The sequence below is a fragment of the Actinomadura citrea genome (assembly GCF_013409045.1).
Lineage (GTDB): Bacteria > Actinomycetota > Actinomycetes > Streptosporangiales > Streptosporangiaceae > Spirillospora > Spirillospora citrea.
In genome coordinates this window covers 7761603-7777120 of the sequence record NZ_JACCBT010000001.1, presented here as the reverse complement: position 1 = coordinate 7777120, position 15518 = coordinate 7761603, and the positions used below count along the sequence as shown (strand labels likewise).

At 74.0% G+C, this 15518-nt stretch carries 12 protein-coding genes; 5 read left to right on the top strand and 7 right to left on the bottom strand.

Translation table 11 applies throughout. The features are described 5' to 3' along the window. Positions 1–73 precede the first annotated feature (73 nt). Positions 74–532, top strand: coding sequence for an SRPBCC family protein (locus BJ999_RS35625; RefSeq protein ID WP_179837327.1), 459 nt, complete (start codon positions 74–76; stop codon positions 530–532). Here BJ999_RS35625 and BJ999_RS35620 read toward each other — a convergent pair. Genes BJ999_RS35620 through BJ999_RS35605 form a run of 4 tightly spaced genes read right to left on the bottom strand, consistent with a single transcriptional unit; the run spans position 529 to position 4435 of the window. Next, complete coding sequence (locus BJ999_RS35620; protein WP_179837326.1) at positions 529–1434, bottom strand: ROK family protein; 906 nt, start codon at positions 1432–1434, stop codon at positions 529–531. The two genes, BJ999_RS35625 and BJ999_RS35620, sit on opposite strands and share 4 nt — an antisense overlap. Further along, complete coding sequence (locus BJ999_RS35615) at positions 1431–2246, bottom strand: carbohydrate ABC transporter permease (RefSeq protein WP_179837325.1); 816 nt, start codon at positions 2244–2246, stop codon at positions 1431–1433. The genes BJ999_RS35620 and BJ999_RS35615 overlap by 4 nt, the downstream gene beginning before the upstream one ends. After that, positions 2243–3187 carry a carbohydrate ABC transporter permease gene (locus BJ999_RS35610; protein WP_229809984.1) on the bottom strand — a complete coding sequence of 315 codons (945 nt, stop codon included), beginning with the start codon at positions 3185–3187 and terminating at the stop codon, positions 2243–2245. Before BJ999_RS35610 ends, BJ999_RS35615 begins: the two co-directional genes overlap by 4 nt. Further along, entirely contained in the window at positions 3188–4435 is a 1248-nt protein-coding gene (locus tag BJ999_RS35605) for an extracellular solute-binding protein (protein WP_179837324.1), read from the bottom strand. It lies immediately after the preceding gene. A 381-nt stretch (positions 4436–4816) separates the two neighbouring features. On the opposite strand from BJ999_RS35605, the gene BJ999_RS35600 reads away from it, so the two are divergent. After that, complete coding sequence (locus BJ999_RS35600; protein WP_179837323.1) at positions 4817–5620, top strand: SRPBCC family protein; 804 nt, start codon at positions 4817–4819, stop codon at positions 5618–5620. Positions 5621–5631: 11 nt separating this feature from the next. After that, the gene (locus BJ999_RS35595) at positions 5632–6828 is read left to right on the top strand and encodes an SRPBCC family protein (RefSeq protein ID WP_229809983.1); all 1197 of its coding nucleotides are present in this window, start codon (positions 5632–5634) and stop codon (positions 6826–6828) included. Positions 6829–6845: 17 nt separating this feature from the next. On the opposite strand, the gene BJ999_RS35590 is transcribed toward BJ999_RS35595, so the two are convergent. After that, on the bottom strand, positions 6846–9596 hold the full coding sequence (locus BJ999_RS35590; RefSeq protein WP_179837322.1) for an AAA family ATPase: 2751 nt from the start codon (positions 9594–9596) through the stop codon (positions 6846–6848). Between the two features lie 274 nt (positions 9597–9870). Here BJ999_RS35590 and BJ999_RS35585 point away from each other — a divergent pair, with 274 nt between their 5' ends. After that, positions 9871–11127: a PucR family transcriptional regulator gene (locus BJ999_RS35585; protein WP_179837321.1), complete on the top strand. Its 1257-nt coding sequence runs from the start codon at positions 9871–9873 to the stop codon at positions 11125–11127. A gap of 23 nt (positions 11128–11150) precedes the next feature. On the opposite strand, the gene bdeA is transcribed toward BJ999_RS35585, so the two are convergent. After that, on the bottom strand, positions 11151–12026 hold the full coding sequence (gene bdeA / locus BJ999_RS35580) for a bis(hydroxyethyl) terephthalate hydrolase (protein WP_373292647.1): 876 nt from the start codon (positions 12024–12026) through the stop codon (positions 11151–11153). A gap of 717 nt (positions 12027–12743) precedes the next feature. On the opposite strand from bdeA, the gene BJ999_RS43830 reads away from it, so the two are divergent. Then, entirely contained in the window at positions 12744–14819 is a 2076-nt protein-coding gene (locus BJ999_RS43830) for a sensor histidine kinase (protein ID WP_179837319.1), read from the top strand. Here BJ999_RS43830 and BJ999_RS35570 read toward each other — a convergent pair. Continuing rightward, a complete protein-coding gene (locus BJ999_RS35570) occupies positions 14816–15421 on the bottom strand; it encodes a response regulator transcription factor (RefSeq protein WP_179837318.1) in 606 nt (201 codons plus the stop codon). The two genes, BJ999_RS43830 and BJ999_RS35570, sit on opposite strands and share 4 nt — an antisense overlap. Positions 15422–15518 lie beyond the last annotated feature (97 nt).

Here is a 15518-nt window from a genome sequence, read left to right as displayed (position 1 = left end):
GCCAGGGCGACGCGGCGGAGGACGGGCGCCCGCGACCCCGGTTCATGTCGGAGGGGTTCCGTAGGGTGGGCGCATGTACTCGACGCGGGTGTCGCGGCACGTGAAGGCCCGGCCTTCGGAGGTCTACCGGGCGCTCATCGACGCGGACGCGATCATGACATGGCGGGTACCGGACGGCATGACCAGCACGGTGCACGAGTTCGACGGCCGCGAGGGCGGCGCGTTCCGGATCTCGCTCACCTACGACGCGCCGACCGGCACCGGCAAGTCGTCGGCGCACACCGACACCTACCACGGGCGATTCGTGGAGCTCGTGCCCGGCGAACGCGTGGTCGAGGTGTTCGAGTTCGAGGCCGACGATCCCGCCCTCCGGGGCGAGATGACGATGACCACGACGCTCACCGAGGTCGACGGGGGCACCGTCGTGCTCATCGTGCACGACGGCATGTCCGACACCGTGCCCGCCGCCGACAACGAGGCCGGCATGCGCATGGCCCTGGACAACCTGGCCGAGCTCGTCGAAGCGGGCTAGCCTTCGTCGAGGAGGCGGCGGGCGAGGATCGCCGCGCCCTTGACGGCCGCCTGGTCGTCCAGTCGCGTGCGCAGCACGCGGGGCGGGTCGCGGAACTTCAGGCGGGCGGCCAGGCGCGATTCGAGGGGGGTCAGGAGCGCGTCCCCGGCGCGGGCGAGACCGCCTCCCATGACCACGAGGCCCGGGTCCAGCAGCAGCGTCGCGGTGGCGAGGCCGTCGGCCAGGCAGTCGAGCGCCTCCGACCAGACCCGTCCCGCCTTCTCCTCGCCCCTCCCGGCCCGCGCGATCACCTCTTCGGCGGGGACGCCCTCGCCGTGGCGGCGGGAGACGGCGGCGGCGGAGGCGTAGGTCTCCAGGCACCCCCGGTTCCCGCAGGCGCAGGGCTCGCCGCCGGGACGGACGACGACGTGGCCGATCTCGCCGCTCCAGCCGACCGTCCCCGGGTAGGGGGCGCCGTTCAGGATCAGGGCGGCGGCGATGCCGGTCCCGATGGCCACGAAGACGAAGTCCCCCGCGCCGCGGCCCGCCCCCAGCACGGCCTCGGCCAGGCCGCCGGTGCGGACGTCGTGGCCGATGGCGACGGGGATGCCGAGGCGCTCGCGCGCCAGGCGCAGCATCGGCACATCCCGCCACCCCACGTTGGCGGAGTGGACGGCCGTGCCCGTCGCCTCGTCCACGATGCCGAGCAGGGCGATGCCGGCCGCGCGGGCGGGAGAGCCCAGGGACGCGGCGCGGGCGGCGAGGTGGGCGGCGAAGTCGAGGACGCCGCCCACCGGGTCGGCCCGGTCGGTGGGCCGCGACTCGCTCGCCAGGACCCGTGAGTCCCCGTCTTCCCGCGCACTCTCACCGACCAGCGCGGCCTTCATCGTCGTGCCGCCCACGTCCAGGCCGATGAGGGTCATTTGACCGAGCCCGCCGTCAGGCCGCCGATGAGATAGCGCTCGATGAAGACGAACAGCACGACGACCGGGATGATCGCGATCAGCGAGGTGGCGAAGAGGTACTGCCAGTGCGCCTGGTACTGGGTCACGAAGGACGGGATGCCGACGGTGAGGGGGCGGCGGTCCGGGGACGCGGTGACCGTCAGCGCCACGATGTACTCGTTCCAGGCCGCGATGAACGTGTAGACGATCGCGGTGACCACGCCCGGCATGGAGATGGGCAGGGTGACGCGGGTGAGGGCGGCGACACGGCCCGCGCCGTCCAGGAAGGCGGCCTCCTCCAGTTCCTTCGGGATGCTGGAGAAGTAGCCGTGCAGGATCCAGATGCAGAACGGCAGGTTGAACGCCGCGTTCACCAGGATGAGCGACAGCAGCGTGTCGGTGAGGTCGAGCGCGACCATCTCCCGGTAGATGCCGATCACCAGCGCGGTCGGCGCGAACATCTGCGTCACCAGGACGAGCAGCAGGAACGCCCCGCGCCCCCGGAAGCGGTTGCGGGCCGTGTAGTACGCGGCGGGCATCGCGCAGGCGAGGGTGACCAGGGTGGCGGCGGCCGCGACGGTGAGGGAGACCCGCATGTACGTCCAGACGGGCGCGGCCGACCAGACGTCCGCGAAGTTCGACCACGTCCAGTGCGAGGGCAGATAGGTGCCCGGCGACTCGGTCAGCTCGCGTTCGGGCTTGAGCGCGGTGACGAACATCTGCAGGTAGGGCAGCAGGAACGCCAGGGCGACCAGCCAGCCGACGCCCGTGAGGACGATCCGGCGCGTCATCGGACCTCCTCCCGCCAGCGGGCGGCGCGCAGGTACAGCAGCACCATCACGAGGATCAGGGCGAAGTTCACGACCGCCATCGCGCCGGACTCGCCGACGTTCTGGTCGTAGAAGGCGAGTTTGTACATGAAAGTGGTGGTGGTGTCGGTCTTGCTGCCGGGGCCGCCGCCGGTCATCGCCCAGATGATCGGGAACGAGTTGAACACATTGATCACGTTGATGATGGACGCGATGAGCACGGCGGGGCGCAGCAGCGGCAGCGTGATGGCGAAGTAGGTGCGCACGGGTCCGGCGCCGTCGACGCGGGCCGCCTCGTACACGTCGGCGGGGATCGTCTGGAGCCCGGCGAGGATGACGAACGAGGTGAACGGCAGCGACACGAAGACCGCCACCCACATCATCCACAGCATCGCCTGGCCCGGGTGGGCCAGCCAGTTCACCGGCTCGTCGATCACGTGCAGGTCGAGCAGCACGCGGTTGACCAGGCCGGAGTAGTTGTCCAGCATCCACTTCCAGATCAGCGCCGTCATCAGGACCGACGCCGCCCACGGGACGATGACGGCCCAGCGCACGACGCGGCGGCCGGGGAAGCGGGCGTTCAGCAGCTGGCCGAGGGCGAGCGAGAGCACCATGGTGATGACGACGACGCCGGCGACCCACAGCAGCGTCCGCAGCACGACCGGGACGAGGTCGTCCTCACCGAACAGGTCGGTGTAGTTGCCGCCGCCCCGGTAGCCGAGCGTGACGCCGGACGAGCTGATCTTCTGCAGCGAGGTGCGGACCATCTCGATGACGGGCCACAGCACGACGATCGCGATGAGCGCGAGGGACGGGGCGAGCCACGGCAGCGGCGCCAGGGCGCGTCCGGTCCGCAGGAGGAATGAGGGGCGGGGGGCCGCCGAGGCGGCGGCCCCCCGCTTCCCGGCCTTGAGATCCGGCACTCAGCCGGCCTTCTCGGCCGTCTCCTGGATCTTGTCCAGGATCTTCTTCGGGTCTTCGTTCGCCGCGGCGGTGCCGAGGTCCTGCTTGACCGCGCCCGCGACCGCCGACCACGCCGGGTTGGACGTCGGCGCGAACTTCGACGTCGGGAGCGCGTCCACGAACTGCTTCATGTACGGGTCGGCGCTGAGCGCGTCCCCGGCCGACTTCGTCACCGGCAGGAAGCCCTCGGTGGTGAGGAACTTCGAGGTGTTCTCCTTCTGGTAGAAGAAGTCGAGGAACTTCTTGACGGCCTCCTTGTTCTTGCCGCCGTCCTTCTTGAACGCGGCGAGGACGTCCATGACGCCGAGGGTGTTGTGCTCCGTGCCGCTCTTGCTCGGCAGCGGCGCGACGCCGAAGTCCAGCTCCTTGTTCACCGGGTCGATGAACCCGGCCTTGGTGAACGGGCCGCCGATCGCCATGCCGATCTTGCCCTGCGCGAACTGGTTGAACACCGTCTTGCGGTCGGTGGTCTCCGGGTTCGGCTGGGTCAGCCCGGACTTGTTGAGGTCCTTGAGGAAGGCGAGGGTGTCGACGTTGGCCTTCTGGTTGATCGCCCACTTGCCGGACGCGTCGACCCAGCCGCCGCCGTTGTTCATCGCCCAGGAGTAGAACTCGGCCTGCGACTCCTCGGGGCCGAGCGGCAGCCCGTACCCGGTCGCGCCCGCCTTCTTGATCTTCTCCGCGTCCGCCCTGACGTCGTCCCAGGTGGCGGGCGGGTCGCTGATGCCGGCCTTCTTGAACAGAGCCTTGTTGTAGAAGAGCAGGCGGGCGCTGGAGATGAACGGCAGGCCGTACTGCGCGCCGTTGTACTGCGCCTGCTGGACGAAGGTCGGGGTGAAGTCGCCGAGCGTCCCCGGCGACAGCACCTCGTCGGCCTTGTAGATGAGGCCGTCGCGGGCGAAGTCGGAGAACGCGTTGTAGTTGAGGACGTCCGGAACCTGCTTGGTCTGGACGTAGGTCTTCACCTTGGCGTCCATCTGGGTCCAGTCGACCATCTCCAGGTTGACCTTGTAGCCCGAGTTCTTCGCCTCGAAGTCCTTGATCAGGGCGTCCCAGTAGGGCTTGGTGTTGTCGTCGTAGATCGCGGCGACGAACTTGATGGTCTTGCCGTCGGAGTCGCCTCCCGACGAGCTGCCCTTGCCGCAGCCGCTGACGCCGAGTGCCACGGTCAGGCCCGCGGCGACGACGCCCATGAGGTGCCGTTTCATCTGTCCCCGCCTTCTCCGGCTTTCGCGCATGAAAGATTCTGCGCGGTGTGAACGCCCCCCGAGCACAAACGCGCGTGGTGGGGATGAAGATAAACACTGGTCCGTACCAGTTCAAGGGGCCCGTAAAGCACGAATCTCAACCGTTATGCGAGGTTTCGGAGATCCCGATCTGGTCCGGTGTCCACGCTGGGCTGGTCTGGTCGCCCGACAGCAGCGTCCGGGCTTTCGCTCCGGGCGTTCGCTCCGGGCGGCGCCGGGAGGCGCCGTCCCGATGCGGCTGACCGCCCGAGATGTCCTCCATCTTGCCTGCGTCCTGTTTTGCACCAGCTTGACCGGGTAACCCGCCGCCGTACCCGAGTTGGACGATGAGGTGGACAGGACATGAAACTCCGGACGGGCCCGATCGCGGGTGCGGCCGTCGGCGCCGGCGGGGCGCTGGCCGCGCTCTCGGCCCGGCGCCTGGCACGCCGTGCCCTGGCCGGGCTCGTCACCCGGCTCGAACGGCGGCTCGACCGCGCGGTCCGGCACCTCACCGCGAAGGCGGAGCAGGCCGGCCCGCTCGCCAAGGCCGCCCTGGCCGGGGTGAAGGCGCTGCAGGAGGGCAAGTCTCCCTTCCGCGCGCTGCTGAGCTTCGGCTGGACGGCCCTGAAGGAGACCCTCGCCGGCATCTTCGGGCGGGGACGAAAGGGGAAGCTGACCAACATCGTCGAGCAGATCGACGTGGGCGCGCCGCGCCGGCTGGTCTACGACCAGTGGACGCGGTTCCAGGACTACCCGTCCTTCATGAAGAAGGTCGTCAGCGTCGACCAGGCCGACGACGCCAAGCTGAACTGGAAGGCGAAGATCTTCTGGTCGGCGCGGACGTGGGAGTCGACGATCAAGGAGCAGGTTCCCGACGAGCACATCGTGTGGCGCTCGAAGGGACCGAAGGGCCACGTCCACGGGACGGTCAGCTTCCACGAGCTGACGCCCGACCTGACCCGCATCCTGCTCGTCCTGGAGTACCACCCCGCCGGTCTGTTCGAGCGGACGGGCAACCTCTGGCGCGCCCAGGGCCGCCGGACCCGGCTGGAACTGAAGCATTTCCGCCGCCACGTGATGACGCAGGCGCTCCTCCACCCGGACGAGGTGGAGGGCTGGCGCGGCGAGATCCGTGACGGCGAGACCGTCACCAACCCCAAGTGAGGAAGCGGAACATGGCACGCGGAAACCCGATGGGCAAGCTGCCCGTCGGACAGATCGCCAAGAGGCTGCCGATCGGCGGGCGCAAGCGCTCGTCCGGTCTGAGCGCCATCACCAAGGCCCTCCCGGGCGGCCGGGCCGTCGGCACCGCCGGCGGCGTCCTGCTCGGCGCGGGCGCGGCCGTCGCGGCGAGCCGGGCCATCGCCGGCAACCGGGGCGGGCGTGACTCCGACCAGGGCGACCAGGAGCAGCCGAAGGCCTCCGGCACCGGGAAGGGCGCGAAGGACGAGGCCAAGAACGACACCAAGGCCGAGTCCAAGAGCGAGGCCAAGGACACCAAGGACGCCAAGGACGCCAAGGACGCCAAGGACGCGGGCAAGGACGAGCAGTCCGACGGCAAGGACAAGGGCAAGGGCATCTTCGGCAAGCTGAAGAACCTCCTGCCCGGCGGCAAGGGCGGCAAGGGCGGCAAGGGCGGCGGGAAGAAGGTGAAGGTCACCAACATCATCGAGCACACCGACATCGGTGCGCCGACCCGCCTCGTCTACGACCAGTGGACGCAGTTCCAGGACTACCCGTCCTTCATGAAGAAGGTCGTCAGCGTCGACCAGGCCGACGACACCAAGCTGAACTGGAAGGCGAAGATCTTCTGGTCGGCGCGGACGTGGGAGTCGACGATCGTCGAGCAGGTTCCCGACGAGCACATCGTGTGGCGCTCGAAGGGCCCGAAGGGCCACGTGGACGGGACGGTGAGCTTCCACGAGCTGTCGCCGAACCTGACCCGCGTCCTGGTCGTCCTGGAGTACCACCCGCAGGGCCTGATGGAGCGGACCGGGAACATCTGGCGCGCCCAGGGCCGCCGCGCCCGGCTGGAACTGAAGCACTTCCGCCGGTACGTGATGACGAACTCGCTCCCCCGCGCGGACGAGATCGAGGGCTGGCGCGGCGAGATCCGCGACAGCGAGGTCGTCCGGACGCACGAGGAGGCCCTGGAGGAAGAGGAGAAGTCCGGCAAGGGCAACGGCTCCGCGACCTCCAAGGACAAGGACTCCGGGACCGCCAAGGGCTCCGAGAGCGCCAAGGACTCCAAGGACTCCAAGGACTCGGAGACCAAGGGCACCCGGAACGGCCGGGGCACCCGCAGCTCCTCCTCCACCTCCCGCGGCGGCAAGACCGACGACCGCGAGGAGGAGTACGAGGAGGCCCGCTGATCCGGCCGCCGGCCGGATCAGCGGATCAGCCGGGCCAGCTCGACGCGCGAGCGGATCCCGAGGCGGGTGAAGACGTTGCGGAGATGGTGGTCGATCGTCCGCGGGCTGAGCAGCAGGCGCGCAGCGATCTCCCGGTTGGTGGCCCCTTCGGCGGCCATCCGGGCGATGTGCGCCTGCTGCGCGGTGAGCTTGCCGAACCCGCTCGCCGCCCGCGGCGCGGTCTCCCCGGCGGCGCGCAGCTCGGCGCGGGCCTGCGCCGTCCACGGGGCGGCGCCGTAGCGCTCGAAGACGCGGAGCGCGGCGCGCAGGTGCTCGCGGGCGGCGCGAGGGCGTCGCCCGCGCCGCAGCCGGTGCCCGAACAGCAGCTCCGTGCGGGCCAGCTCGAACACGGCGCCGGCGGCCTCGTGCAGGCGGAGGGCCTCGGTGAAGTGCTCCTCGGCCTCGTCGTCGCATCCGGCCAGCAGGGCCAGGCAGCGGCGGCCGAGGGCCTCCGGTCCGGGGGGCGAGCCGATCCCGTCCACCCAGCGGCGGAAGTGCTCGTAGGCCCCCGCGGCCGGCTCGTGCTCGCCGGTGCGGACCAGCGCCTCGACCAGGTGCGGGACGGCGAGGAGCCGCGCCGGCGGATGCGCGAGCCCGGCACCGCCCGGCAGGCGCAGGCGCGCGGCCGCGTCGGCGGGCCGGTCCGCGGCGAGGTCGAGGCACGCGGGCGCCCATGATCCGAGGGCGGCCGCGCGGGCGAGGCCCCGCTCGTCGGCGGTGCCGGTGAGCTGCTCCAGCAGCTCGCGCGTCCTGGCCTCGTCGCCGTTGAAGGCGGCGGTGAGGGCCAGGGTGGCGAGCTGCTCGGTGGCGTGCCCGTGCAGGCGGGTGGCCCGGGCGAGGCGCAGGCCGTCGTGGCAGGCGGTGATCGGCGCGGGGGGATGCCCGAGGAGCACCGCGCAGCGCCCGGTGGCGACCAGCGCGAACGACTCGGCGGGCGCGTCGCCCGAGCGCCGGGCCGACGCGACCGCCTCGGCCGCCAGCGCGCGGGTGCGGGCGCCGTCCCCGAGCGCGAGGGCGGCGAGCGCCGCCCACGCCTGCGCGGCGGGGTCCGCGACGTCCGGGCCGAGGCGCGCGGCGTGCCCGAACCGTTCCGCGGCCTCCCGGTACCGGCCGCGGATCGCGGCCGCGACGCCGCCGAGATGGGCGAGCAGCAGTTCGGTGCGCGGGCCGGGCGCGGGGAGGTCCAGCGCGCGGGCGCGCTCGGCGATCTCCAGGTGGGCGCGGTGGTCGCCGGACGCGTCGGCGGCCTCCGCGGCCCACATCAGCGCGTCCAGCGCCGCCCCGGCGTCGGCTCCGGCGAGCCGCTCGGCCGCGTCGCGCAGCACGGGGACCGCGGCCGCGGGGGAGCCCGCCGCCGTCTCGATCTCGCCGCGCAGGGCGGCGGCGCGGGCGATGCGGGTCCCGTCGCAGCCGCGCGGCCGGACCTGCCGGAGCATGGCGCGGGCCCGCCGCGACCGTCCGCTCGCCCAGGCGTCCCCGGCGGCGGCCAGGTACCGGTCCGTCCGGGCGCCGTGCTCGACGGTCAGGGTCGCGGCGCGCTGCCACATCCGCCAGGAGTCGGCGTACCGGCCGGCCCGCCGGGCCGCGGCCGCCGCCCCCGCCAGTTCGGCGGCGAGCCCGTCGTCGGGCTCGCCCGCCACGGCCGCGCCGTGCCAGAGCCGCCGCGGGCGCTGCCACTCCTGGACCAGGACGCCGGCGAGCAGGGTGTGCGCGTCCTGCCGCTCCTCGCGCGTCGCGTCCGCCCACAGCGAGGACCGGACGAGCCGGTTGCGGACCGTGACCCCGTCGCCCTCGAACCGCAGCAGCCCCGACTCGCGGGCCGCGTCGAGGTCGCCGTCGCCGATGCCGTCCGCCTGGACGGCCCGTTCCATCGTCGCGGCGCCGAGCCACTCCTCCGCCACGGTCATCAGCACCAGGCGCCGCGCCCCCGAGGGCAGCGCGCGGTAGCGGCGCCGGTGCAGGGCGCGCAGGGAACTGGAGGGGGGCAGCGCCCGTGGCGGCGGCGCGGCGCCCGACAGCTGCCCGGACGTCAGCGCGCCGGCCAGCTCGCGGATCGCGAGGGGCCGGCCGCAGGCCAGGTCGACGATCTCCTCGGTCAGGTCGCCGCCCGCCGAGCCGTCCAGGTCGCCGCCGAGCGCGTCGCGCAGCACGCGGCGGCTCGCGTCCTCGGCCAGCGGCGCGAGCCGCAGCCGCCGGATGCCGTCGAGGGCGCCCGCGTCCGGCTCGCCGTCGCGGACGGAGAACAGCACCGCCACCGGCTCGTCCTCCACGCGCCGCGCCGCGAACGCCAGCACCTCCAGCGAGCCGGCGTCGAGCCGGTGGACGTCGTCGGCCCAGCACAGCACGGGTTCCTTGCGCGCGGCCCGGCCCAGCAGCTCGCACACCGCCGTGAACAGCACGAACGGTTCGGCGCGGGGCGCGCCGGACAGGATCGCGGCCAGGGCCTCCCGGTGCGCCGGCGGCAGCTGCGCGACCTGGCCGGACAGCGGGCGCAGCAGCCGGTGCAGCCCCGCGTACGGGACCCCGGTCTCGCCGGGGACGCCGGTCGTGCCGAGCACGCGGAAGCCCGTGCCGGCGCCGCGCACCGCGGCCTCCAGGAGGGCCGTCCGGCCGACCCCGGCGTCCCCGGCGGCGACCAGGGCGCCGCCGTGCCCGTCCCGGGCCCGGTCGAGCATCGCCTCGATCTCCTGAAGGTCGCGTTCACGTCCGTGCAGCCGTTCGTGTGCCATGCCGGTCCCTCCTTGGCGGGAACCACCCTCGCCCGGGAGCCGTGGGAGCCACTATTGGACGGGGTCTCAAAAGGGAAGGGGACCTCAGACCAACACGGGCACCCCGTACCGGTCCAGAGCGGGCTTCGGTTTCGGGGACGCGGCGCAATCCGGACCGGCGCCGGTTGTGAGCGCGCACAGTGTCGGCGTCCCAGGATGGCCCGTGCGCCCCCGTGGTGGCACGATGAGGCCCCCGCGTTGTGCGGGGCGCGCCCGGTGCTGGAGGTGGCCCGCGATGAACGTCGGCCAGGTGGACGCCGATCGCACGATCATGCGCAAGGCGGTGCTGCGGCTCGCGGACCGGCTGCCCGACCTCGCCGACCGGCTCACCGCCGAGATCCTCTCCGGTGACCGCGGCGACCGCGACGACGCCTTTCGCCACGACGTGTGGGAGATGTGCCACACCGGGCTCGGGCACGGCTTCAAGACGATCCTGGACCCGGGCCGCGGCCGCGCCGACCTGGAATGGGCGCGGCGGCTCGGGCAGCGTCGCGCGCACCAGGGGCAGCCGCTCGACCAGCTGCTGCGCTCCTACCGGCTCGCCGGACGGGTGTTCTGGGAGGCCGTCGTCGAGGTCGTCGGCCGGCACGACCCGGAGAACGTCGCGGCGCTGATCCGGCAGGCGACCCGCACCTGGGACACGATCGACCAGCAGTCCGGCGCGGCGGCCGCCGCCTACCACCGCACCGAGCTGGACCTCGCGCGGCGCAGCGAGGAGCGCGTCCAGGCGATCGTGGACGCCCTCCTGGACGGGCAGGGCGCCGACGGCGGGCTGCTCGCGACCGCCACGTCCGTCCTCGGGCTGCCCGCGACCGGCCGCTACGCCGTGGTGATGCTCGGCGCCGAGGGCGGCTTCGGGGACGGCGTGAACCGGCGGCCCGGCGACACCGGCGGGATGCGGTTCATCTGGCGGCTGCGCACCGACGCCCAGGTGGCGCTGGTCGCGCTCGGCACCGCCGAGCTCGACGACCTCGTCGACGCCGTCCGCCCCTACGCCCGGTCACACGCCGGCGTGAGCCCGGTCGTCGGCAACCTCGCCGAGCTGGGCGGCGCCCGCTGGTTCGCCGAGCTGGCGCTGCGGACCTGCCGCGGCCCCGGCAACCAGATCGCCCGCCTGGACCGCAGGCTCCCCGACGCCCTCGTGCTGTCCCAGCCCCGCCTCGCCGGACGCCTCGGGGAGGTGGCGCTCGGCGGGCTCGGGGACGTCGACCCCGGGTTCCGCGACGCCCTGCTGACGACGCTGGAGACCTGGCTGGAGTGCGACGGCTCCGCGGCCCGCGCGGCCGACCGGCTGTTCTGCCACCGCAACACCGTCCTCAACCGGCTCCGCAGGATCGAGCTGCTCACCGGGCGGACCCTCGCCCGGCCCGGCGACCTGGTCGAGCTCGTCCTCGCACTGAGCGCGCTGCGGCTGCACGGCCCCGGGGACGGCACGCCCGGCCCGCACGCCGAGGGGCCGCCCGCGCGGGGAGGCGGGCGGCCCGGTAGGTGAGGCGGTCCGGTCGGTGGACAGGATCAGGAGTTGGGGCAGGTGTCCCGGTACTCGGAGATGGTGAGGTCGCGCGAGGGCGCCGGGCACAGGAACTGGTCGTAGCGGGTGTCGTTGTCGATGTACCGCTTGAGCCAGGAGATGCTGTACTTCGCGATCGTCGTGTTCGAGGTGTTGGGTGCGAAGTGGCTGGCGCCCGCCAGCTCCAGGTACGCCTTCTCCGACGACGCCGGGATGCTCTCGTAGAACGGCTGGGAGTGCGAGGCGACCGGCGCGACCGTGTCCGCCTGGCCGCCGATGATCATGGTGGGGACGCGCACGCCCGAGAAGTTCTTCTGCAGGTCCCACGGCGTCAGCGGGATCGCGGCCTGCAGTTGCGGGCGGTCCTCGGCGGCCTCCAGCGTCCCGCCGCCGCCCATCGAGTGGCCCATCACGCCGAGCCGGGTCGTGTCGATCCGGGTCCGGACGGTGCTGCGCTGCGTGAGGTAGTCGAGCGCGGCCTCCAGCTGCCGGGCGCGGCTGTCGGGCTGGTCGAGACGGGTGAGGGTGTCGATCGTGAAGATGACGAACCCCTGCGAGGCGAGCCGCGGCCCGAGCCAGGCCATGCTGGTCTGGTCGGCGGTGAAGCCGGGCGCCACCGCGACCGCGCCGAAGGTGCCCTCGGCGGTGCTGGTCGGGTAGTAGATCGTCCCGCCGCCGAAGCCGGTGACGCTCAGGGACGAGACGCTCGTCTGGGACGTCGCGAACGGGCCGCGCAGGGCCTCGATGCTCTGCCGTGTCGGGGCGGGGCCGCGCTCGTAGGGGTTGTCGGCGGCCTGCGCGGCCTGGGGGACGGCGAGGGCGGCCGCGGTCAGCGCCGCGGCCAGCGCCGTCTTCGCCGCGCGTGCGGTGAGGGTGGGCACGTCGTTTCGCTCCTGTTCCGGGGGGCGGAGCCGGATGGCCGGCTCCGGAAACGGGGCGGGGCCGGTCACCCGGCTCCAGTGCGCACATTCTCGGCGCGCCCGGCGCCCCGGGACATCGGCGAAATCGCCGGTCATTCCGCGGCAGTCCGCTTCATGACAAGCGGACCCAGGCCTCGGGCAGGCTTTCGGCGCTTCAGCAGCAAGGCCCCGGCCTACCGCCTTTCGGCGGGACGAACGACCCCGACGACAGTGACCCGCCTCGCAACCGGTAGCGGTCCTCCCACTCGGGGACCGGGGCGATGAACCCCCTTGGCGACCTCGGTGGCCGTGCCGCGATAATGGCCGGCGTGCAGGAGGTCGAGCGCCCGTGCTCGCGCTCGCCGCCCTTCCCGGTACGGCACCGACGTCGATCTCGACGTGATCCGCGCGTGGTGGTCGTCGCGAAGCCTGGTGGGGGTCCGCCGGCTGGTCGAGCACGGCTTCGACCCCTCCGCGCAAGGCTGCGAGTTCGACGTGCTGAGACCCCAGGTGTGAGACCGCAACGCGCACACCTGCGTTGCGCCCTCCGCCGTTCAGGCGCGTGGAGCGCATACCGGTAGGTGATGGGACGCCGCCCTGCCCCGCGCTCGCGGGCGCGGGCGGCGGGGACGGCGGCCCTCGGGCCGGGAAGCGGGGGGACGGGTGGCAGGGGCGGTACCGGGGCCGCGGTCGGCACGGGTGATCGTCGGGGTGGTGCTCGCCTCGTTCGCCGCGGTGTACGCGCTGGCGGCGCCCGCGCGGACGGAGGGCGCCGCGCGGGTGGCCGCGGCGACCGCCCTCGTGGTGGTGGTCGTGCTGGCCCAGTTCGTCCAGGTCGTGCCGCGCTGGCGGAGACGGCGCGGCGGCTGGAGCCTGCCGGCTCAGGCGGCGGCCGCCTACACGGGCGTCATCGCGTTCGGGACGTCGGCGGGGATCCTCGGCTTCGTCGTCGGGTCGCTGCTGCTCGCGGGCGCCTGGCCGGCGGCCGCCTGCGTCCTGGCGAGCGCGGCGCTCGCGGACGCCCTGCGCGGCGGCGCGAGCGCCGACGTCACGATCACCTGCCTGCTGACCGGGCTCGTGGTCTACGGGCTGGCGCGGCTGGCGGACCGGGCGGACGACGTCGCGGCGGCCCGGCTGCCCCTCACCGTGGCGGCCGTGGAGCGGGAGCGGCTGCGGATCGCGGCGGAGCTGGACGGCGGGCTCGGCGACGGCCTGCGGGCGATCTCCGCGGGCAGCCGGGACGCGCTCGACCGGCCGGAGCGCATCGCGGACGTGCTGGCGGTGGCCAGGGAGTCGCTGAACAGGGCGCGCACCGCCGCGGCCGGCCTGCGGAGCATGTCGCTCGCCCCCGAGATGGCGGCGGCGCGGGCGCTGCTGGAGGCGGCGGACGTCCGGGCCGAGGTGCGCGAGGGGCACCGGGAGCCGCTCGGCCCCGCCGGGGCGCTGCTGGCGACGGTGCTGCGCGAGGCGGTCACGGACGTGGTGCGCGCCGGTGCCGCGCGGACCTGCCTGATCGCGACGTCGGAGCGGGGCGGCCTCGTCGGGTTGCGGGTGGTCAACGACGGCGTCCGGACGGCCGAGCGCGGCGCGGACGGGCTGGACGCGGCGGCGGGACGGGTGCGCGCGGCGGGCGGGACCTTCTCGGCCGGCCTGGACGGGGACGGCCGGTTCGCGGTGGAGGCCGCCGTCGCGGCGGGGGAGCCCGCGGTGAGCCTGCCCGACCGGGCGGCCTACCGGCTCTCGCTCGCGCTGCTGGCCGCGGTCCTGGCGGGGTTCTCCGTCAAGGGGCTGCTGCTGGTTCCGTGGGGGCCGCTGTGGCCGGCCGCCGCCGCGGGGCTGGCGCTGATCTCGGCGGTCCAGCTGCTCTGGGCCGGGCGCGGGCGGCCCCGGTGGTGGCCGCCGATCCTGGCGGTCCTCGCCTTCGCCCCCCTCGCCGTCTTCGGGAAGGCGTGGCTGGGCGTCGCCGGATTCCTCGCCGGGACGTTCCTGGTCGGGCTCCCGGCATGGGCCGCCGTCCCGCTCGCGGCGGCGTGCATGGCGGCGACCGGCGCCGCCGCGCGGGCGCTCGGGCTCGGCACGGCGGCCGTCGCCAACTACGTGATCAGCACGCTGGTGACGGGCCTGGTGGTGTACGGGCTCGTCCGGCTGGCGCGGCTGGTGCGGGACCTGCGGGCGGCCGGGGACGAGCTGGCGAGGGCGGCGACCGTCCAGGAACGGCTGCGGGCCGCCCGGGACCTGCACGACCTGCTCGGGCACAGCCTGGCCGCGATCCTGCTCAAGTGCGAGCTGGCCCGCCGGCTCGCCGAGGCCGACCCGGAGCGCTCCCGCGCGGAGCTCGCCGAGGTCGTCGCCATGGCCGAGCAGGCCCGCGGGGACCTGCGCACCGCGACCGGCGGGGACGCCGAGCTCGCGCTGGACGGGGAGGCGGCGTCGGCGCGGTCGGTGCTCGCGGCCGCCGGGGTCGAGGTCGAGACCGTCCTCGGGCACCCGGTCCTGGACGGGCCCGTGTCGGCGGTGCTCGGCACGGTCCTGCGCGAGGCGGTGACCAACGTGCTCCGCCACAGCGCCGCCACCCGCTGCACCATCGCGACCGGACGGGACGGCGGCGCCGTCTGGCTGGTCGTGGAGAACGACGGGCTCGACCCGGCGGCTCCCCGGACCGCCCCCGGCGCCGGCATCGGAAATCTGACCACACGGCTCGCCTCGGCAGGGGGAACGCTCAGCGCGCGCGCCGACGGAAAGGGATCCTTCCGGCTGGAGGCGAGGGTCGGCTAGAGCCAGCCCGCCTCACGCGCGATGCGAGCGGCATCGGTGCGGTTGCGGGCGCCGAGCTTGGTGACGGCGGCCGTCAGGTAGTTGCGCACCGTCCCGGCGGACAGATGGAGGCGCCCGGCGATCTCCGGGGCGTCCGCGCCCTCCGCCGCGAGCCGCAGCACGTCGGTCTCGCGCGGGGTGAGCGGGTTGTCGGCGAGGTCCCAGGCGGTGAGCGCCAGGTTCGGGTCGAGGACGCGCTCCCCGGCGGCGACCTTGCGGATGCCGGCGGCCAGCTCGTCCGGCGGCGCCGTCTTCAGCAGGAACCCGCGCACGCCCGCCGTCAGGGCGCGGCGCAGGTGACCGGGCTTGCCGTGCCCGGTGAGCACCAGCGTCGCGACGTCCGGGACGGCCTCGCGCAGCGCCGCCGCGGCCGCCAGGCCGTCCAGGCCCGGCATGTCGATGTCCAGCACGGCGACGTCGGGACGGGACGAGCGGGCCGCGGGCAGCACCTCGTCCCCGCGCTCGACCTCGGCGACCACGGTGAGGTCGGGTTCGAGCGCCAGCAGCGCGGCGAGGGCGCCGCGCACCACATGGTGGTCGTCGGCCAGAAGCACCTTGATCACGGCTCATGTCTACCAGCCGCCGGCCGGCCGACGGCGTCACGCCCGGACCCGTGACGAGGTCACGGGTGGTCGATGATCTCCTCTCTGGTGGCCGGAA